The 19079-nt window shown below is 73.3% G+C and carries 16 protein-coding genes and 1 tRNA gene; 16 read left to right on the top strand and 1 reads right to left on the bottom strand.

Annotation, left to right across the window (positions count from 1 at the left end; all coding sequences use genetic code 11):
• The first annotated feature begins 526 nt into the window (after window positions 1–526).
• The 12 genes from ACFV9H_RS35140 (at window position 527) to ACFV9H_RS35085 (ending at window position 12311) form a co-directional block, all read left to right on the top strand.
• Complete coding sequence (locus ACFV9H_RS35140) at window positions 527–1273, top strand: hypothetical protein (protein ID WP_385406590.1); 747 nt, start codon at window positions 527–529, stop codon at window positions 1271–1273.
• 61 nt (window positions 1274–1334) lie between these two features.
• A complete protein-coding gene (locus ACFV9H_RS35135) occupies window positions 1335–2084 on the top strand; it encodes a GntR family transcriptional regulator (RefSeq protein WP_385406625.1) in 750 nt (249 codons plus the stop codon).
• Window positions 2085–2232: 148 nt separating this feature from the next.
• A complete protein-coding gene (locus ACFV9H_RS35130) occupies window positions 2233–3354 on the top strand; it encodes a TIGR03364 family FAD-dependent oxidoreductase (protein WP_385406587.1) in 1122 nt (373 codons plus the stop codon).
• 5 nt (window positions 3355–3359) lie between these two features.
• Window positions 3360–4052 carry a phosphonatase-like hydrolase gene (locus ACFV9H_RS35125; RefSeq protein WP_385406585.1) on the top strand — a complete coding sequence of 231 codons (693 nt, stop codon included), beginning with the start codon at window positions 3360–3362 and terminating at the stop codon, window positions 4050–4052.
• The gene (locus ACFV9H_RS35120; RefSeq protein WP_385406582.1) at window positions 4049–5098 is read left to right on the top strand and encodes an ABC transporter ATP-binding protein; all 1050 of its coding nucleotides are present in this window, start codon (window positions 4049–4051) and stop codon (window positions 5096–5098) included. Before ACFV9H_RS35125 ends, ACFV9H_RS35120 begins: the two co-directional genes overlap by 4 nt.
• 460 nt (window positions 5099–5558) lie before the next feature.
• A complete protein-coding gene (locus tag ACFV9H_RS35115; RefSeq protein ID WP_385406623.1) occupies window positions 5559–6404 on the top strand; it encodes a 2-aminoethylphosphonate ABC transporter permease subunit in 846 nt (281 codons plus the stop codon).
• The gene (locus tag ACFV9H_RS35110) at window positions 6391–7188 is read left to right on the top strand and encodes an ABC transporter permease (RefSeq protein ID WP_385406580.1); all 798 of its coding nucleotides are present in this window, start codon (window positions 6391–6393) and stop codon (window positions 7186–7188) included. The genes ACFV9H_RS35115 and ACFV9H_RS35110 overlap by 14 nt, the downstream gene beginning before the upstream one ends.
• A 55-nt stretch (window positions 7189–7243) precedes the next feature.
• Window positions 7244–8323, top strand: coding sequence for a 2-aminoethylphosphonate ABC transporter substrate-binding protein (locus tag ACFV9H_RS35105; RefSeq protein ID WP_385406578.1), 1080 nt, complete (start codon window positions 7244–7246; stop codon window positions 8321–8323).
• Between the two features lie 154 nt (window positions 8324–8477).
• Entirely contained in the window at window positions 8478–10004 is a 1527-nt protein-coding gene (locus ACFV9H_RS35100; protein ID WP_385406576.1) for an alkaline phosphatase family protein, read from the top strand.
• A gap of 99 nt (window positions 10005–10103) precedes the next feature.
• The gene (locus ACFV9H_RS35095) at window positions 10104–10883 is read left to right on the top strand and encodes an HAD-IIA family hydrolase (protein WP_385406574.1); all 780 of its coding nucleotides are present in this window, start codon (window positions 10104–10106) and stop codon (window positions 10881–10883) included.
• Between the two features lie 137 nt (window positions 10884–11020).
• Window positions 11021–11644, top strand: a complete 624-nt coding sequence (locus ACFV9H_RS35090) for a hypothetical protein (protein WP_385406571.1) — start codon at window positions 11021–11023, stop codon at window positions 11642–11644.
• Between the two features lie 7 nt (window positions 11645–11651).
• The gene (locus ACFV9H_RS35085; RefSeq protein WP_385406568.1) at window positions 11652–12311 is read left to right on the top strand and encodes a class F sortase; all 660 of its coding nucleotides are present in this window, start codon (window positions 11652–11654) and stop codon (window positions 12309–12311) included.
• A 68-nt stretch (window positions 12312–12379) separates the two neighbouring features.
• Here the strand turns inward: ACFV9H_RS35085 and ACFV9H_RS35080 are convergent.
• A tRNA-Lys gene (locus ACFV9H_RS35080) sits at window positions 12380–12453 on the bottom strand.
• A 225-nt stretch (window positions 12454–12678) separates the two neighbouring features.
• On the opposite strand from ACFV9H_RS35080, the gene ACFV9H_RS35075 reads away from it, so the two are divergent.
• The 4 genes from ACFV9H_RS35075 to ACFV9H_RS35060 all read left to right on the top strand — a co-directional run bounded on the left by ACFV9H_RS35075 (window position 12679) and on the right by ACFV9H_RS35060 (window position 18600).
• Window positions 12679–13998: a peptidoglycan-binding protein gene (locus tag ACFV9H_RS35075; RefSeq protein WP_385406620.1), complete on the top strand. Its 1320-nt coding sequence runs from the start codon at window positions 12679–12681 to the stop codon at window positions 13996–13998.
• Complete coding sequence (locus ACFV9H_RS35070; RefSeq protein WP_385406565.1) at window positions 13995–16112, top strand: SPFH domain-containing protein; 2118 nt, start codon at window positions 13995–13997, stop codon at window positions 16110–16112. Before ACFV9H_RS35075 ends, ACFV9H_RS35070 begins: the two co-directional genes overlap by 4 nt.
• A gap of 176 nt (window positions 16113–16288) precedes the next feature.
• Complete coding sequence (locus ACFV9H_RS35065) at window positions 16289–16900, top strand: lytic polysaccharide monooxygenase (RefSeq protein WP_385406563.1); 612 nt, start codon at window positions 16289–16291, stop codon at window positions 16898–16900.
• Between the two features lie 26 nt (window positions 16901–16926).
• Window positions 16927–18600 carry an AMP-binding protein gene (locus ACFV9H_RS35060; protein ID WP_385406561.1) on the top strand — a complete coding sequence of 558 codons (1674 nt, stop codon included), beginning with the start codon at window positions 16927–16929 and terminating at the stop codon, window positions 18598–18600.
• The last annotated feature ends 479 nt before the right edge of the window (window positions 18601–19079 follow it).

Below are 19079 nucleotides of genomic sequence, written 5' to 3'. Positions count from 1 at the left end.
GGGCCCCGGGCCCCCCGGCCCCCCCCGGGGGGGGGGGGGGGGCCGGGGGCGCGGGGGGGGGGGGGGGGGGGGGGGGGGGGCGGGGCGGCGCCGCTGCTGGGGCTCCGCCCCGGACCCCGCGCCTCAAGCGCCGGCGGGGCTGAAAGGGCCTGGGGCTCCGCCCCGGATCCCGCGCCTCAAGCGCCGGCGGGGCTGAAAGGGCCTGGGGCTCCGCCCCGGACCCCGCGCCTCAAGCGCCGGCGGGGCTGAAAGGGCCTGGGGCTCCGCCCCGGACCCCGCGCCTCAAGCGCCGGCGGGGCTGAAAGAGCCTGGGGCTCCGCCCCGGACCCCGCGCCTCAAGCGCCGGCGGGGCTGAAAGGGCGCCGGTGGGGCTGAGGATTCGTGGGCCGTTTGGGGGGTAAACCCGGATGAGTCAGGCGCGGCGGGTCGGAAGGGGTGGGGCGGGCGTGGCAAGGTGCGGGCAGGGCCGGGGTGATTGTCACCTGGTCTGATCATCGTCCCGTCCGGCGAGCAGCGAAGGTCCTCCATGCGACTGCGCAAAGCCCTGGCCCTCACCGCCGTGCTCTCCGCCGCCCTGGTCGCCGCCGCCGCACCCACCGCTGGCGCGGACGTCGGCACCGGAGGCGGGGCCCGCCCCGCGCCCGCGTTGCCGTCGCGCGCGCTCGCCACCTGCGGGGACGGGAAGAGCGCCGCCTTTCCCATCGGGGCGCGGATCCGCGGTGGGCCGGCCGTGTACCGGACCGGTGGCGGGGCGCAGAGCTGGTACCTGGACCTGACGAACACGACGAGTTCCGAGTGCACGGCCATCCACCCCGTGGTCGTCTTCACCGACAAGGCCCGCGCCCTGCGCCCCGCGCACCTGCGCATGGACTTCGACGCCCCCGGGGGAACCTTCCCGGTCAGTCTGGAGCGGAGCGACCGCGACGAGATCATCGCGGTGTTCGACGGGGGCGATGCGTTTCCCGGGTTCACCGTCGGCGCCGGCGGCTCCCTGACCGTCAAGGTCTCCCTCGCCTTCGCACCGGACGCCCCCACCGGCGAGGTCGTCGCCGACGCCGCCCTCGTCCAGCGCAAGGGCGACGACGGCGACTGGATCGGGGAGGCGGGCGGCTACCGGTTCACCGTCGAGGGGCCGGACGACTCCGGTGAAGCGGGCTCCCTCGCCCACACCGGCCACCGCGACCGGGTGTACGGCGCGGGCGCCGTCGCCGCTCTCCTCGCGGGCGGTGGGCTCGTGATGGGGGCCCGGCGGCTGCGCGGTCCCGCGCGCTGAACCCCCGTACGGCGGCGGGGGCGTCCGGCCCGCATAGAGTCCCACCGTGGAAGAACAGAACATGCCGCACCGCCCCGGCTCACCCGTGCGCTCCGGTATCCCCGAGCACGGCCGCATCCCCAAGTACTACGCGGTCAAGGCGCTGATCGCCGGCCTGCTCGACGAGCTCGGCGAGGGCGGCCTGCTGCCCACCGAGCGTGATCTCGCCGAGCGGTACGAGGTGTCCCGCGAGACCGTCCGGCAGGCCCTGCGCGAGTTGCTGCTGGAGGGCAGGCTGCGCCGCGCCGGGCGCGGAACCGTCGTCGCCGGGCCGAAGTTGGAGCAGCCGCTGTCGCTCGCGAGCTACACCGAGGGCGTGCGCCGCCAGGGCCGCCGGCCGGGCCGTCACCTCATCGGCCTGGAGCAGTTCCCCTGCCCGCCCGACCTCGCCCCGGGCATCGGAGCCGAAGCCGGCGAGCCCGTCTGGCACCTGGAGCGCGTACTGCTCGCGGACGACGAGCGCGTCGGCCTGGAGAGCACGTACGTCCGGGTGGCCCGCGCACCCCGCCTGGACAGCGATTTCCAGCCGGACTCCTCCTTCTACGGGTATCTGCGCGACAGCCTCGGCATCTCCTTCGGTGACGCCGACGAGAAGTTGGAGACGGTCCTCGCGACGCCCCGTGAGGCGCTGCTGATCGGCACCCCGCCCGCCCTTCCCATGCTGCTCATCCACCGTTTCTCGCGGGATACGGACGGCCGGCCGCTGGAGCGGGTGCGTTCGCTCTACCGTGGTGATCGGTTCAGCTTCACGACCCGCCTTCGCCCCGAATAGCCCGGCGGATATACGTACATACGGGATAGAGTCGGGCGTAGTCAGGTCACGAGAAGATAACGGGTCTGGTCCAAGCTTGGGGGGCTGTTCACCGGCGCGTTGCCCGGTGGATCCTCCGCGGCCACGGGCCGCGGCCACCTTGGACGGCGTGAGAGTCATAGTCGTCGGAGGCGGCGTGGTCGGCACCATGCACGCCTGGCAAGCAGTCCAACGCGGCCACGAGGTCGTCCAGATCGAGCGAGAGGCCGAGGCCCGCGGCGCGTCCCTGCGTAATTTCGGCCAGATCTGGGTCAGCGGGCGGGCCGGGGGCGAGGAGCTCGACACCGCCCTGCGGGCCCGCGAGCTCTGGGAGGGCATCGGTGCGCAGGTGCCCGGCCTGGGCTTCCGTGCCATCGGCTCCCTCACCCCGGTGAGGAACGGCCGCGAGTACGCCGTCGCCGAGGCGGCCCTGGCCCGCCCCGACGCCGCCGCCCGCGGCTACGAGCTGGTCACCGCCGAGCAGGCCCGGCAGATCAACCCGGCCCTGCGCGGCGAGTTCGATGCCGCGCTGTGGTGCGAGCGGGACGCGGCCGTCGAGCCGCGCACCGCGCAGCCGCACCTGCGGGCGGCGCTGAACGCCACCGGCCGCTACACCTTCCTCCCCGGGCGCGAGGTCCGCGAGGTCGTCGGTACGGGCGCCGTCCGCGACGACCACGGCGACGTCCACCGCGGCGACGTGGTCGTACTCGCCACCGGCGCCTGGCTGTCCGGCCTGGTCCGCGAACTGGCCCCGGAGCTGCCCGTGCGCCGCGTCCGGCTGCAGATGATGCAGACCGCCCCGCTCGGCGAGCCGCTGACCACCTCCGTCGCGGACGCCGACAGCTTCCGCTACTACCCCGCCTACAAGAGCGACGCCCTGGACGCCCTCAACGCCGAGCAGGCGCAGGCGCCGATCGCCGCCGCGCACAAGATGCAGCTGCTGATGGTCCAACGGCTCGACGGCGGGCTGACCATCGGCGACACCCACGAGTACGAGCACCCCTTCGCGTTCGACACCCTCGAAGACCCGTACGACCACCTCGTCGGGGTCGTCGAGTCCTTCCTGGGCCGCCCGCTGCCGAAGATCCGGCGCCGCTGGGCGGGCGTGTACGCGCAGTGCACCGACACCACCCGGGTCGTCCACCGCCGGCAGGTCGCCGACGGCGTGTGGCTGGTGACCGGGCCCGGCGGCCGCGGGATGACCTGCTCGCCCGCCATAGCCGAGACCACCGCGAACGAACTGGGCTGGTGAGCCACATGACCATCGAACACAGCAAGCTGATCGTCCTCGACATGGCCGGCACCACCGTCGCCGACGGCGGACTCGTCGAGCGCGCCTTCGAGCGGGCCGCCGCGCACCTCGGGGTCGAGCCCGGCGGCGCCGACCACGCCGCCAAGCTGCGGTACGTCCGCGACACCATGGGCGAGTCGAAGATCTCCGTCTTCCGTCACCTCTTCGGTACGGAGGAACTCGCGCAGCGCGCGAACGTCGCCTTCGAGCAGGCCTACGGGGAACTCGTCGACGCCGGCCTGATCTCCGAGATCCCCGGCGCCCGCGCCGCGATCGAGCAGCTCCGGGCCGCGGGCCGCACCGTGGTCCTGACCACCGGCTTCGCCCGCGTCACCCAGGACGCCATCATCGACGCGCTCGGCTGGCAGGACCTCGCCGACCTCACCCTGTGCCCGGCCGACGCGGGCGGCCGCGGCCGCCCGTACCCGGACATGGTGCTGGCCGCCTTCCTGCGGACCGGCGCCGTGGACGACGTACGCCGCATCGTGGTCGCGGGCGACACCGCCTACGACATGCTCAGCGGCACCCGGGCCGGCGCCGGCATCGTCGCCGGTGTCCTCACCGGAGCCCACGAGCGGGCCGCCCTGACCGAACACGGCGCGACCCACGTGCTCGGCTCCGTCGCCGAACTCCCGGCACTCCTGGCGGAGTCGGCGTGAGCGGCATACGTTTCGACGGGGTCAGCGTCGCGTACGGCGGCAACACCGTCCTGGACTCCCTCGACCTGACCGTCGAGCCCGGCGAGGTGATGGCGCTGCTCGGCCCCTCCGGCTCGGGCAAGACCACGGCGCTGCGCGCGGTGGCCGGGTTCGTCCGGCCGGTCGCGGGCCGGGTGCTGATCGGCGGGCAGGACGTCACCGCGCTCCCACCGCACAAGCGGGGCATCGGCATGGTCGTCCAGCAGTACGCGCTCTTCCCGCACATGCGCGTCGAGGACAACGTCGCCTTCGGGCTGAAGGCACAGAAGACGCCGAAGGCGGAGATCCCCGGCCGGGTCACCGAGGCCCTGGAGATGACGGGCATGGCGGCCTACGCCAAGCGCTACCCCCGCGAGCTGTCCGGCGGGCAGCAGCAGCGCGTCGCCATCGCGCGTGCGCTGGCGATCCGGCCCGGCGTCCTCCTCCTGGACGAGCCCCTCTCGGCCCTCGACGCGCAGCTGCGCTCCGGGATGCTCGCGGAACTGGCCCGACTGCACCGCGAGTTGCCGGACGTGTCCATCCTGTACGTCACGCACGACCAGGTGGAGGCGCTCACCCTGGCCGACCGGATCGCGGTCATGGACAAGGCCCGCCTCCAGGACTGCGGAACCCCGCAGGAGCTGTACCGGGCGCCGCGCACCGAGTTCACGGCGTCGTTCGTCGGCAACGCGAACCTGCTGCCGGTCACCGTGGCGGAGGGCGGCGCGGTGTTCGCCGGGCGGCCCCTGGCCCTCGACCGCGGCCGCGCGGCGCCGGGCTCCACCGCCACCCTGTGCGTACGGCCGCACCTGCTCGGCCTCGGCGACGGCCCGAACGCGCTGAGCGGCACCATCACCGAGGTCCAGTGGCGCGGCTCCACGCACCGGCTGTACGTGGAGGTCGACGGCCACCGCGTCAAGGCGGACCTCCCCGAACTCCGCGAAACCCCCGCCCTCGGCGACCGGGTCACCCTGCACTTCGAACCCCGGGACGCCGTGCTGCTGGCCGCGGGGGTGTCGGATGACTGACGCCACGCGGCGCGGCGTCGCCGTCCCGGCCCAGCACTCCTCCGCCGGCCCGGCTCCCGCCGGCGAGCGCGAACCGTCCGCGGCCCCCCTCGCAACCCCCTCCGAGGAGGCCCGGGGCTCCGCCCCCGGCACCCCCTCCGAGCCCCGGGGCTCCGCCCCGGACCCCGCGCCTCAAACGCCGGCGAGGCTGGAGGGTGGTCCCGCCGCCGCCCCGCGCTCCGGGGCGAAGCCCCACGGGGAACGGGCGAGTGGGAGACCCCCGCAGGGGACCGCCACAACCGACATCGTCAGCCAGGCAGCCGGCACCCGCCGGGAAGCGGCCCACGAGGAGGCCGGCACCGGCCATGCAGGCGGCGCCAGCCAGGCGGGCGGCACCCCCCGGGAAGCGGCCCACCAGGAGGCCGGCCCCAGCCAGGCAGGTGGTGCTGGCCAGGGCGGTCGCACCCCGCAGGGGAACCGGCTGGCGACCCCGCAGGGGAACCGGCGGGCCGTGCCGCGCGGCGTATGGGCGCTGCCGCCCGTCGTCGTGCTCGCGTTGGTGTTCCTGTACCCGCTCGGGCTGGTGGTGCAGCAGTCGTTCACCCCCGAGAACGGCGGCGGCGCCTTCGACGCCTACGGCTCCGTCTTCGCCTCCACCGCCTTCCGCGAGGCCCTCGGGACCACCGTCTGGCTCGCCGTCGGAGCCACCGCCGGCTGCCTCGTCCTCGGGTTCGTGCTCGCGCTGATCATCGCCTTCGTGCCCTTCCCCGGCGCCCGCGCCGTCGCGAAGTTCATCGACGTCTTCCTCTCCTTCCCCTCCTTCCTCATCACCCTCGCGCTGCTGTTCATCTACGGCACCGTCGGCATGGCGAACGGCGTCTGGACCGACCTCACCGGCGCCCCCGAAGGGCCGTTCCACTTCCTCACCACCCCCTGGGGCGTCCTCCTCGCGGAGATCACCTACTTCACGCCCTTCGTGATGCGCCCGCTGCTCGCCGCCTTCTCCCAGCTGGACACCGCCCAGCTGGAGGTCGCGGCCGGCCTCGGCGCACGGCCCGCCCGGATCATCCGGCAGGTGATCCTCCCCGAGGCCCTCCCGGCGCTCGCCGCCGGCGGCAGCCTCGTCCTGGTCATGTGCCTCAACGAGTTCGGGATCGTCCTGTTCACCGGAGCCAAGGACGTCACGACCCTGCCGATGCTCATCTACGGCAAGGCCATCCTCGAATCCGACTACTCGGCCGCCTGCGTGGTCGCCGTCGTCAACATCGCGATCTCCGTCGGCCTGTTCGGCCTCTACCGGGTGGTGAGCAAGCGTGCTGGTGCATAGCAAGACCGGCCGCTGGGCCGCCTGGGGCCTCTTCGGCCTCCTCTTCCTGCCCCTCTTCGCCCTGCCCCTGCTCGTCGTGGTCGCGGCTTCCTTCGCCACCCGCTGGTCCGGAGCCTTCCCCTCCGGCGCGACCACCGCGAACTACGCGTCCGCCGTACAGGGCGAATCCCTCCAGGCCCTGACCACCAGCCTGGTCACCGCCGTGGTCGCGAGCCTGCTGGCGCTCACCGTCGGCATCTGGGCCGCGCTGGCCGCCGCCACGCTGAAGAAGCGCGGGAAGCGGTCCCTGGACGCGCTGTTCATGCTGCCCGTCGCCGTGCCGTCCGTGGTCGTCGGCCTCGCGGTGCTCGTCGCCTTCAGCCGGCCCCCGCTCCTGCTCAACGGGACCGGCTCCATCGTCATCCTGGCGCACACCATTCTTGTCACGGCGTTCGCCTACCAGTCGGTTTCGGCCGCCATCGTTCGTCTCGACCCGGCCTACGAGCAGGCGGCGGCCTCCCTGGGCGCCCGCCCCTCGTACGTGCTGTGGCGGGTCAAACTCCCGCTCCTGCTGCCGTCCCTCACGGCGGCCGCAGGGCTCTGCTTCGCCCTGTCCATGGGCGAGCTGAGCGCCACGATGATGCTCTACCCGCCGGACTGGATGCCCCTCCCCGTCCGCGTCTTCACCGCCACCGACCGCGGTTCGCTCTACAGCGGCTCCGCCGTCGCCGTGGTCCTGATGGCCGCCACGCTGATCGTCCTGCTGGCGGTCTCCCGCATCCGCACCAAAGCCTCGTACCGCTGATTCCCGCTCATCACCGCTGATACCTGCTGACTCCCTTTCCCCGTAAGGAAGTTCCATGTCCGGCAAGCTCCTGCTCCGCACCTGCGCCGCCGTCACCGGCAGCCTCGCCCTCGCCGTCTCCCTCACCGCCTGCGGCGGTTCCACCAGCGCCGACTCCGGCAAGGGCGGCGAGGAGAAGGTCGTCACCGTCTACAGCGCCGACGGCCTCAAGAGCGAGAAGGGCGACGGCTGGTACGACAAGGTCTTCGCCGACTTCACCAAGAAGACCGGCATCGAGGTCAAGCTCGTCGAGGGCGGATCCGGCGAGCTGGTGGCGCGCGCCGCCCGCGAGAAGACGAACACCCAGGCCGACGTGATCGTCACCCTGCCGCCCTTCATCCAGCAGGCCGACGGCAAGGGCCTGCTGCAGTCCTACAAGCCCCAGGGTTCCGACAAGGTCAACGGCGCGGACAAGGCCGCCGACGGCAAGTGGACCTCGGTCGTCAACAACTACTTCGGCTTCATCTACAACAAGAAGGAGCTGCCCCAGGCCCCCAAGACCTGGGAGGAGCTGCTGGACGCCAAGTACAAGGGCAAGCTCCAGTACTCCACCCCGGGCGTCGCGGGCGACGGCACCGCCGTGCTCATCAAGGCGATGCACGACTTCGGCGGCAAGGAGCCGGCGAACGAGTACCTGAAGAAGCTCCAGGCCAACAACGTCGGCCCGTCCTCCTCCACCAGCAAGCTCGCCCCGAAGACCGACAAGGGCGAGCTGCTCGTCGCCAACGGCGACGTCCAGATGAACTTCGCGCAGTCCAAGTCCATGCCGAACCTGGGCATCTGGTTCCCGGCGAAGGACGGCGGCAAGCCGACCACCTTCGCCCTGCCCTACGCGGCTGGCCTGGTCGACAAGGCCCCGCACACCGAGAACGGCAAGAAGCTCCTCGATTACCTCCTCAGCGAGGACGCCCAGAAGCTGGTCAGCGAGGTCGGCGGCGGCTTCCCGGCGCGCACCGACATCAAGCCGACCGACGCGAACGCCGTCGAACTCACCAAGATCATGACGGGTGTCGAGGTCTTCGAGCCGGACTGGGCCGACATCGACAAGAACCTCTCCGCCTACGTCGACGCGTGGAAGTCGGCGACCGGAAGCTGACCGGTCACTTCCTGGTCATCCACGACCGGGACAGTGACGCTTGCATAACGGGTCTGGACCGAGGTGCGCGCCCTGCGCCTCGGTCCGGACCCGGACGCACGTCCCCCGCAAGGTCCCGCACCTTCCGCCGCTCACTTGCTCCCAGGAGGAGTACGTGTCCACTGTCCTGTCCGGACGCACCCTCGCCGTGGCCGCCACCACCACGGCCCTGCTCGCCACCGCCCTCGGCGTGCACACCGCAACCGCCACCGCCGCAGACGCGGCCGGCAGCACCGACAAGGTCCTGGTCATCGGCCTGGACGGCGCGGTCCTCGACCGCGTCAAGGTCGCCAACGCGCCCTACCTGAAGGGCCTGATGGCCCAGGGCCTGACCGCCAAGAGCACCCTCTACGCGAACCCGATGGCCGCCACCTCCTCGGGCCCCGGCTGGTCGACCATCGCCACCGGCGTCTGGCCCGACAAGCACGGAGTGAAGGACAACTCCTTCACCGGCAAGAACTACGCCGCCTACCCGGACTTCCTGACCCGCATCGAGAACGCCAAGCCGGCGCTCAACACGTACGCGGCGGCCGACTGGGAGCCCATCACCTCCACCGACCAGAACGGCCCGATCTTCTCGGCCAAGGTCGACAAGCGCCTCTCCCTCAAGGGCGACCGCGACGGCTACCACACCGAGGACCCGAAGATCGCGGCCGCGGCCTCCGCCGAACTGCGCGACCAGAACCCGGACGCCGCCTTCGTCTACTTCGGCGACATCGACCACGCCGGCCACTCCTACGGTGCGGCCAGCCGGCAGTACCTCGACACCATCGCCGAGTCCGACGCGCTGGTCGGCAAGCTCCTCACCGCCATCCAGAGCCGCCCGACGTACGCCCAGGAGAACTGGAAGATCCTGGTCACCACCGACCACGGCCACACCGACACCGGTGGCCACGGCGGCTCCAGCATCCAGGAGCGCGGCACCTTCGTCATCGCCAAGGGCGCGGGCATCCCCGCCGGTTCGGTGCGCGACGACGTCAAGCTGGTGGACGTTGCCGCGACCGCGCTCCAGCAGGTCGGCGTCGCCACCACCGGGCTGGACGGCGTCCCGCTGAACGCTCCGGACGACGACCCCTTCGACACCCTGCGCCCGAACCTCCAGGCCCGCGTCGACGAGACGGGCATCCCGTCCGGCACGAAGGGCTTCACGCACACCCCGCCGGCGGGCTGGTCCGTCGACAACTCCAAGATGGGCACGGGCGGTGTCACCGAGTGGGCAGGCTGGGCCTTCGCGACCGACGAGTTCTGGAGCCAGGCGCAGCGCGACCAGTGGCGCGAGCTGAACGTCCGCTCCCGTGACGTCTTCGCCGTCGCCGACTCCGACGAGTGGGACGACAAGAGCCACACCGGCGGCTACGACTCCACCCTGATCACCCCCAAGTGGGCGGTCACCGGCGGCACCACGCGCAACCTGACCTTCCAGACGCACTACCGCCAGGAGGCCGGACAGACCGCCCAGGTCCTCGTCTCGTACAACGGCGGTACGCCGACGGTGGTCAAGAGCTACACCGCCGACGCCGTCGCCAAGTCCGAGTCCCTCGCCCTCCAGATCCCGGCGGGCGCCACCGACGTCCAGATCCGCTTCCGCTACGCCGGCAGCAACAACTGGTACTGGACCGTCGACAACGTCCGTCTGGGCTAGCGTGTCCGGGCCGTGGACGCCGACCGCGTCCACGGCCCGCTCCCGTTAGGGTGGTGGTACAGACCACAGGTCAGAGCCACCAGAGCGGAGAACAGTCCAGTGGCAGAGCGCAAGCCGATCGAATCCTGGCTCACCGACATGGACGGGGTCCTCATTCACGAGGGCACTCCGATCCCCGGCGCCGATGCCTTCATCAAGCGGCTGCGCGAGTCCGGCAAGCCCTTCCTGGTGCTGACCAACAACTCCATCTACACCCCGCGCGACCTCCAGGCCCGCCTCTCCCGGATGGGCCTGGACGTCCCCGTCGAGAACATCTGGACCTCGGCCCTGGCCACGGCCAAGTTCCTCGACGACCAGCGCCCGGGCGGCACCGCGTACGTCATCGGCGAGGCCGGCCTGACCACGGCCCTCCACGACATCGGCTACGTCCTGACCGACCACGAGCCCGACTACGTGGTCCTGGGCGAGACCCGCACGTACAGCTTCGAGGCGATGACGAAGGCGGTCCGCCTGATCAACGCGGGCGCCCGCTTCATCTGCACCAACCCCGACGAGACCGGCCCCTCCACCGAGGGCCCGCTCCCCGCCACCGGCGCGGTCGCCGCGCTCATCACCAAGGCGACCGGCAAGACGCCGTACTTCGCGGGCAAGCCCAACCCGCTGATGATGCGGACCGGCCTGAACGCCATCGGCGCGCACTCGGAGACCAGCGCGATGATCGGCGACCGGATGGACACCGACGTCCTGGCGGGTCTGGAGGCGGGCATGCAGACCTTCCTCGTCCTCACCGGCCTGACCTCCGTGGCGGACACCGAGCAGTTCCCGTACCGGCCCACCAAGACGGTCGACTCGATCGCGGACCTGGTCGACCTCGTCTGACACGTTCGGGCCGGCGCGTTCGGCCGTAGGGGCGAACCGTGTTTGGGACGTACGGCTGACACGGCTGACACGTACGGCGCCGCTCCGGATGCGGAGCGGCGCGCCGCGCGTGAATCTCCTTGACGAGGAGGTTCACCATGCGCAGTGTTCTGATCGCTCTCCGCGCCGCCGGGGTGGCCGTCGCCCTGACGGCGCTCTCCGCGGTGGCCGCGCCGACCGCCCTCGCGGGCGAGGAGGACCGCGGCGACCGCGGCGACCGGGGCGGAAGCATCTCGGTCGACCCGAACCCGGCCCACCCGGGGGCGCAGGTCAAGCTGCGCGTCCACGGCTGCGAGGGGTCCCGCGGGGCCGCGAAGTCATCGGTCTTCGTGGACGACGTCGACCTGCACGGCCGCGACGGCGGTCGCAGCCCGCTCTACGGCGACGGGTTGATCCGCTCCCACGCCTCGCCCGGCTGGCACTCCATCCGGGTGACCTGCGACGGTCACGACAAGGTCAGCGGCTCCATCGAGATCGCCCACCACCGTCCCACCCACCACGCCTCGCCGGTCTGGCCGGTCCACGCGGGCGGCGGTGGCATGGCGGCCGAGGTCGAGAAGCAGCCGCAGAGGTCAGAGCTGGCGGCGACGGCCAAGAAGGACCACGGCGGCGACGGCCCGGGCCTGCCGCACACGGTGATCGGCGCCGTCCTCGCCGCCGTGGCCACCCTCGCGGTGGCGGGCCGGGCGCTGACCCTGCGCCGCCGACGCAGCGGCGATTGAGACGGGTGTGAGCGAGCCCAAGGCTTCCCCCGGCGGGCGGCTGCTGACGTTCGCCGCCTGGTCGGTTCTGGTGCTCGGGCTGTGGCTGTGGGGCCGCCAGATCACCGGGGTTCCGGCCCCGCTCGCCGGCCAGGCGGGCGCGGCCGTCGGCCCGGGGCTGCCGGCCGCGCGCGCCCCGCTCGCGGGCGCCCTGCCGCAGCGGGTCGACGTGCCCTCCATAGGCATCCAGGCCCCGGTGATCCCCCGGGGCCTGGACAAGGACGGCGCGATCGAGCCGCCGCCGTACGACAGCCCGGGCACGGTGGGCTGGTGGAGCAAGGGCGTCCAGCCGGGCGCGGCCGGAGCCGCGCTGATGGTGGGGCACGTGGACACCCGTTCCAAACCGGCGGTGTTCTACGGTCTGAGCTCGGCGCAGCCGGGCGACAAGGTGCGGGTGGCGCGGGCGGACGGGTCGGTCGCCGAGTTCACCATCGAGGACGTACGGGTCTACGAGCGCGCGGGCTTCGACCCGCACAAGGCGTACGGCCAGCGGGTCGCGGGCCGCGCCGAGCTGAGGCTGGTGACCTGCGGAGGTTCGTACGACAAGGCGGCCAAGGAGTACACGGCGAACGTGGTGGTCTCCGCCTACCTGACGGGCGCGGGAGTCCGGCCGGGCACGGCGGCCTAGGCGCGGCAGGCGGCTCGAACACGAGGAAGCCCCTCGCAGTTTTCACTGCGAGGGGCTTCCTCCGTCTGTGCGCCGCCAGGGACTCGAACCCCGGACCCGCTGATTAAGAGTCAGCTGCTCTAACCAACTGAGCTAGCGGCGCTTGCTGACAGGGAAAACTCTACCCCACCTCTGCGGGTGCTCGTGACCAGCCACGCCCGCCTTGTCCGATTAACCCATGTTTGGGGGGTTTATCGTGCACGATATGTCTGGCCGTGCCGCATCTGATGCCCCGCCAGACGCGGCCCGCCGACCAGTGGACGAGCAGGGGAGTGGACGGAACCGCATGACGATGCAGCCTCCGACGCAGGTGCCGACGCCGACGCAGATGCCGATGCCCGTTTTCGAGGAGTACGAGCCCGCGGGCGACTGCCCCTGCCGGGGATGCGCGCACCGTCGCCGCGCACTCGCCCGCGCGCGGGCCATACCGCTGCGCGACGGAGGCCACCCCGCGGCGCGCGGGGCCCGCCGCGCGCTGGTCCTGGCCACCGCGGCGGGCGTGGTCCTGGGCGGTGGCGGCTCGGCCGCCGTCGCCGTGACCACCCCGCCCCCGGGACCGGCGTCCCTTGACGACCCCGGCACCCCGCAGGGCGGCCGGGCCCCGCTGCACGGCCCGAAGGCCGGCCCGGCCGGGCAACCCGGAGCCCCGGCGGCGCCCGCCGCGACGAAGAAGCGGCTCGACCGGGCGACGATGATCAACCGGGCGAAGCTGTGGTTGGACGCGAAGGTCCCGTACAGCATGTCCGACTACTGGACGGACGGATACCGGCAGGACTGCTCCGGCTACGTCTCCATGGTCTGGAACCTGGGCACCAACGAATGGACCGGCAGCCTGGACAAATTCGCCACCCGCATCACGAAGGACGAGCTGCTGCCGGGGGACATGCTGCTCTTCCACAACCCGGCGGACCCCAACAAGGGCTCGCACGTCACCCTCTTCGGGGGGTGGGTGGACGAGACCCGCACGCACTACATCGCCTACGAGCAGACGCGGCCGACGACGCGGAAGCTGGCGACGCCCTACGGGTACTGGAACAACGCGACGAAGTACATCCCGTACCGGTACAACGGCGTCGTCGGCGGCGTCGACACGCCGGGTCCGCCGGCGGATGGCTCCTCGTCCTTCCCGGGCGCCGCGAAGTTCGGCCCGGGACAGAGCAACGAGCACGTCGCCCGGCTGGGCCGGATGCTGGTCGACCGGGGCGGCTCCCGCTTCTACCCGCGGGGCGTGGGCATGGAGTGGACCGAGTCCGCCCGGCTGGCCACGCAGGCCTTCCAGCGTGCGCAGGGCTGGACCGGCGCGGACGCCGACGGCCTCCCGGGCGCGCAGACCTGGCGGCTGCTGGTCGACCGCCAGGGCAAGGACATCCCGCCGACGACGGGCAGCGGTTTGCCCGGTCCGGGCGGCGTACGGGCCTTCCCGGGGGCGTCGGTGTTCCGCCCGGGGTCGTCCCACGAGGCCATCACCGCGCTCGGCCGCCGGCTGGTGAAGAAGGGCTTCGGCAAGCACTACCGGTCCGGCCCGGGCCCCCGCTGGGGCGAAGCCGACCGCCGCGCCGTCGAGGCCTTCCAACGCGCGCAGGGTTGGCGCGGCGCGGAGGCCGACGGCTATCCGGGCCCGGAAACCTGGCGCCGGCTGTTCGCATGACGGAGGTAACGATGTACCCCACCCGCACCACCACGACCACGGGCACCCTCCGAATCCCCCCGACCGCCAAAACTCCCCCCACCCCGCCGAAGCCCACCTCTCCGACGCCCACCTCGGCTTCGCCCGCCCTGGCCTCGCCCGCCCCCGCGGCGCTCGTCCCACCGGGGCCCGCCCTGGCTTCGCCCGCCCTGGCTTCGCCCGCCCCCGCGTCGCTCGCCCCGACGGGGCCCGCCCCGCACCTGGCCGCACCCCGCGAGGCCGCGGAGCCTGCCGCTCCGCTGGTCGCGGCGGCCGCCACGGAACCGGAGCTCGCGCCGGCGGCCCCGTCATGCCGGGCCTCCGGGCCGGAACCCCACCCGGCCCCGTCCCCGACCCGGGCTCCCGCGCCGTCGGCGGGGGACCCGGCGGCCCGCCCGGCCCCGGCCTGGGCCGCCGCGCACCTGAGTGACGACGACCTCGGGCAGGACCCCCGGTCTCGGGAAGGGGTCGGCAGGGGAGCAGCGCCGCCGCAGGCCCCCGCCCCCCTCGTGGCCGCACCGCGCGAGGCCGCGGAGCCGACCGCTCCGCTCGTCTCCGCGGCGGTGGCGGTCGCCGCCGAACGGGAGCCGGTGCCCGCGGCGACGTCAGCCCGGCCCGCCGACTCGGAAGCCGACCCGGCCCCGAACCGGGCCGCCGCGCACGCGAGCGACGACGCCCGACCGGGGTCCGGGGCGGAGCCCCGGTTTCGGGAAGGGGCGGGTAGGGGAACCGCGCCGCAGGCACCCACCCCGCAGCCCCCCACCCCGCACGTCGCCGCCCCGCGCGAGGCCGCGGAGCCCGCCGCCCCGCTGCCCGTCGAGCCGGCCGAGCCCTCCGCCGCGGAGCACGGGTACGCCCCCGTTCCCACCCTCCGCCTGCGGAGCGTCGGCGCCGACGAGGAAGTCGCCATCCCGCACCCGCAGGAGCCCTCCGGCATCCCCGGCCCCGGCGTCGCCGAGATCGTCGCCCGAGCTGTGGCACGCGGACTGGAACGAGCGGAGCCGAGGGAGCCGGAGGAGGCGGACACCCAGGACATCCCCCGGTTCCGGCCGCCGCACCGGGGCCCGGCGGTCACCGAGGTCCCGGTGCACCTCCCCTTCCGCGGGGAGCCGAGTGCGCCGAAGGTGATGACGGCCCCCGCCCCGCCCCGCCCCGCACCCCGACCCGCACCCCGCCCCGCCCCCGGCCGCCGCGTCCCCCGCGGGGACGACCGGCTCCGGGAGCACCGCGGCCCGGTGCTGCCCGGCTGGGTCGGCGTGGCCGTCGGCGGGCTCGCCCTCACCGGCTGCGCCGCAGTGTTCTGGCGGACCGGGATCGTCCCCGCCCCCCTCGTGGCCGCCTTCGGTGGGACCCCCCGCGCCTACCAGGGCCTGCGCGCGCAGCACTGGCCCCCGCTCGCCTTCCTCGGCATCGTCGCCCTCCTCGCCCTCGGCGGCCTGGGCCGCGCCCGTACCGGCCACGCCTGGGTGCTCACCCTCTTCGGCCGCTACCGCGGCACGGTCCGTCGTACCGGCCTGACCTGGGTCAGCCCGCTCCTCCTGCGCCGCCGGGTCGACGTACGCCTGCGCCACTGGCGCAGCGACCCCATGCCGGCCGTGGACTCCGGCGGCCTCGCCCTCCAGGTGGTCGTCCAAGTGGTCTGGCAGGTCAAGGACACGGCCCGGGCCACCCTCGCCGTCGAGGACCATGTCGACTACCTGGCCGAGCAGGTCGAATCGGCCATGGCCCGCGTCCTGTCCCAACTGCCCGCCGACGCCTTCCACGAGGACGCCCCGACCCTGCGCGACGCCGAGGCCGTCGGTGACGCGCTGACCCGGATGCTGGCGGCCGAGACCGAGGCCGTGGGCGTGGAGGTGTACTCGGCGCAGCCCACCCGGATCGAGTACGCGCCCGAGGTCGCCGAGGCGATGCGCCGCCGTCGGGTGGCCGCGATCGACGCGAAGCACCGGGACACCGTGCTGACCTCGGTCGTCGACGCCGTCGACGACACCGTCCACCGGCTGACCTCTCGCGGGCTCGTCGAGCTGGACGACTACGAGCGCAAGGCCTTGGTGAAGGACCTCACGGTCGCCTTCTACACGGGCCGCGCCGAATAGGTCCGAGGAAAGCAACAACGGGAACGGGTGGCCGGAACCGACCGGACCACCCGTTCTCCCATTGGTATGGACATGGCCAACTCTCGTCAATAATCTGGGACTTGGTCTAGACCTGAACCGAATCCCCACGCGTGCGCACGCTCTGACCGAACTTCCCCCCACGTTCAAGGAGCATCATGCGTCACTTCCGCATGCCCGGACGGGCGGCCGGCGCCGCCGCGCTCGGTCTCGGCCTCGTCGCCGGAGTCACCCTCCTCACCGCCCCCACCGCCAGCGGTCACGGCTACACCGACACCCCCATCAGCCGCCAGAAGCTCTGCGCCAACAAGACCGTCGCCAACTGCGGAGCCATCCAGTGGGAACCGCAGAGCGTGGAGGGCTTCAAGGGCTTCCCGGCGGCCGGTCCCGCCGACGGCAAGATATGTTCCGCGGGCCTCTCGCAGTTCGCGGAGCTCGACGACCCGCGCGGCGGAGCCTGGCCCACGACGGCCGTGACCAACGGTCAGAGCTACGGCTTCCGGTGGCAGTTCACCGCCAACCACTCCACCACCGACTTCAAGTACTACATCACCAAGAACGGCTGGACCGGCACCAGGGCGCTCACCCGCGCCGACCTCGAACCACAGCCCTTCCTCACCGTCGCCTACAACGGCGCCCGGCCCGCCATGACCACCGTCCACCAGGGCAACATGCCCAGCGGCAAGACCGGACGCCACCTGATCCTGGCGGTCTGGACCGTCAACGACACCCCGATGGCCTTCTACGCCTGCTCCGACGTTCAGTTCTGACGGAACGTCAGCTACCCTCCGGCGGCATGCGGACGACGACTCCACCCGAAACCGTCGCGGAGCTCATAGCGCGCCAATGGGGCGACCACCGACCCGGGCTGAAGCACGAGGAAGGTGTCCTCACCCATCACCAGGCCGCCCGGGAAGCAGCCGCGCGCGCCGCGCTCCTCGTCGACCTCATGCCCCCGGGGGCCGAGCCACACATCGGGGTGCTGCTCGACAACACCCCGGAATTCCCGTTCTGGCTCGGCGCGGCGGCCCTCGCGGGGGCCGCCGTCGCCGGCATCAACCCCACCCGGCGCGGCCCCGAGCTGGCCCGCGACATCCTGCACACCGAGTGCCGGATCCTGATCACCGAGCGCGCCCATCTGCCCCTCCTCCGCGGCCTCGACCTGCCCGGCGTACGGCTCCTGATCACCGACACCGAGGAGTACGCCGCCCTCCTCGCCCCCTACGCGGCCGCCAAGCCGGGCGACGCGGTACTGGCCGCCCCGGTTCAGTCTTCCCGCCTCCTCCTCTACTTCACCTCCGGCTCCACCGGCGCTCCCAAGGCGGCCGTCTGCTCGCAGGGCCGACTGGCGGGCGCCGGAGCCTCCCTGGCGCGGAGCTTCTCGGTCGGCGAGGACGACGTCCACTACGTCTGCATGCCGCTCTTCCACGGCAACGCGGTGATAGCGGACTGGCTCCCCGCACTGGTGGGCGGCGCGGCGGTGGCCCTCCGCCGACGGTTCTCCGCCTCCTCCTTCCTGGACGACGTACGGGCGTACGGGGCCACGTACTTCACGTACGTCGGGCGGGCGATCCAATACCTCCTGGCCACCCCACCCACCCCGCACGACCGCGCGCACACCCTCCGCCTCGGCTTCGGTACCGAGGCCGGAGCGGTGGACGCGGCACGCTTCGCCGAGCGGTTCGGGGTGCGGCTGGTCGAGGGCTACGGGGCCACCGAGGGCGGCGCCTCCGTCCAGCGGACGGCCGACACCCCGCCGGGCGCCCTGGGCCGGGCGGGGGCGGGGGACGACCTCGCGGTGATCGACCCGGAGACGGGCCGCGAATGCCCGCCGGCCGTCCTCGACGCGGAGGGCCGCCTCCTCAACGGCTCGGCGGCCATCGGAGAACTGGTCAACCGGGGCCGCAGCCTGTTCGAGGGCTACTGGCGCAACCCGGACGCGGAGGCCGCCCGTACGAGGGACGGCTGGTACTGGACGGGAGACCTCTTCTTCCGGGACGCGCAGGGCTTCCTCTACTTCGCGGGCCGTACGGACGACCGCCTGCGCGTCGACAGCGAGAACCTGGCGGCCGCGGTGATCGAGAACATCCTGGCCCGCTGGCCGGCCGCGGCGGCGGTCGCCGTGTACGCCGTCCCGGACGAAGTCGCGGGCGACCAGGTGATGGCCGCCGTTTCCCTCCGGGAGGGCGGGCGGTTCGACCCCGACGCCTTCGCCGCCTTCCTGGCCGCGCAGCCGGACCTGGGCACGAAGATGTCCCCCCGGTACGTCCGCGTCCTGCCGGAGATGCCGGTCACGGCGACGAACAAGGTCCACCGGGTCGCCCTGCGCCGCGCCGCCTTCCGCTGCGACCCGGACCCGGTCTGGCACCGTTCGCCGTCCGGCGGCTACGAGCCCCTCGACTCGGAGGCCCTGTCCACGCTCCTGGCGTCGTACGCCACCCACGGCCGAGCCGACCTCCTGGACCGCTAGGCGCCGCCGCTGCCGGGTGCGCTGCCCCGCGCCTCAATCGCCGGCGAGGCTGGGATGGTCCCCCCGGGCAGGCTCTCAGCCCTCGGCTCCGCCCCGCGCCTCAGTCGCCGGCGAGGCTGGGATGGTCCCCCCGGGCAGGATCTCGGCCCTCGGGTCCGCCCCGCGCCTCAATCGCCGGCGGGGCTGGGATGGTCCCCCGGGCGGGATCTCGGCCCTCGGGTCCGCCCCGCGCCTCAATCGCCGGCGGGGCTGGGATGGTCCCCCGGGCGGGATCTCGGCCCTCGGCTCCGCCCCGCGCCTCAATCGCCGGCGAGGCTGGGATGGTCCCCCGGGCGGGATCTCGGCCCTCGGCTCCGCCCCGCGCCTCAAACGCCGGCGGGGCTGGGGGTGGTGTCCCCGGGCGGGATCTCGGCCCTCGGCTCCGCCCCGCGCCTCAATCGCCGGCGGGGCTGGGTTGGTTCCCCCGGGCGGGGTTTCGC

This window comes from Streptomyces sp. NPDC059874 (assembly GCF_042731135.1).
GTDB lineage: Bacteria > Actinomycetota > Actinomycetes > Streptomycetales > Streptomycetaceae > Streptomyces.
This window is presented reverse-complemented; position numbering and strand designations above follow the sequence as displayed.

What these genes read in the sequence shown, in the direction of transcription:
- ACFV9H_RS35140 (WP_385406590.1), top strand. Translation starts at nt 527, where the DNA reads ATGCGACTGCGCAAAGCCCTGGCCCTCACCGCCGTGCTCTCCGCCGCC.
- ACFV9H_RS35135 (WP_385406625.1), top strand. Translation starts at nt 1,335, where the DNA reads ATGCCGCACCGCCCCGGCTCACCCGTGCGCTCCGGTATCCCCGAGCAC.
- ACFV9H_RS35125 (WP_385406585.1), top strand. Translation starts at nt 3,360, where the DNA reads ATGACCATCGAACACAGCAAGCTGATCGTCCTCGACATGGCCGGCACC.
- ACFV9H_RS35105 (WP_385406578.1), top strand. Translation starts at nt 7,244, where the DNA reads ATGTCCGGCAAGCTCCTGCTCCGCACCTGCGCCGCCGTCACCGGCAGC.
- ACFV9H_RS35090 (WP_385406571.1), top strand. Translation starts at nt 11,021, where the DNA reads ATGCGCAGTGTTCTGATCGCTCTCCGCGCCGCCGGGGTGGCCGTCGCC.
- ACFV9H_RS35075 (WP_385406620.1), top strand. Translation starts at nt 12,679, where the DNA reads ATGCCGATGCCCGTTTTCGAGGAGTACGAGCCCGCGGGCGACTGCCCC.
- ACFV9H_RS35070 (WP_385406565.1), top strand. Translation starts at nt 13,995, where the DNA reads ATGACGGAGGTAACGATGTACCCCACCCGCACCACCACGACCACGGGC.
- ACFV9H_RS35065 (WP_385406563.1), top strand. Translation starts at nt 16,289, where the DNA reads ATGCGTCACTTCCGCATGCCCGGACGGGCGGCCGGCGCCGCCGCGCTC.
- ACFV9H_RS35060 (WP_385406561.1), top strand. Translation starts at nt 16,927, where the DNA reads ATGCGGACGACGACTCCACCCGAAACCGTCGCGGAGCTCATAGCGCGC.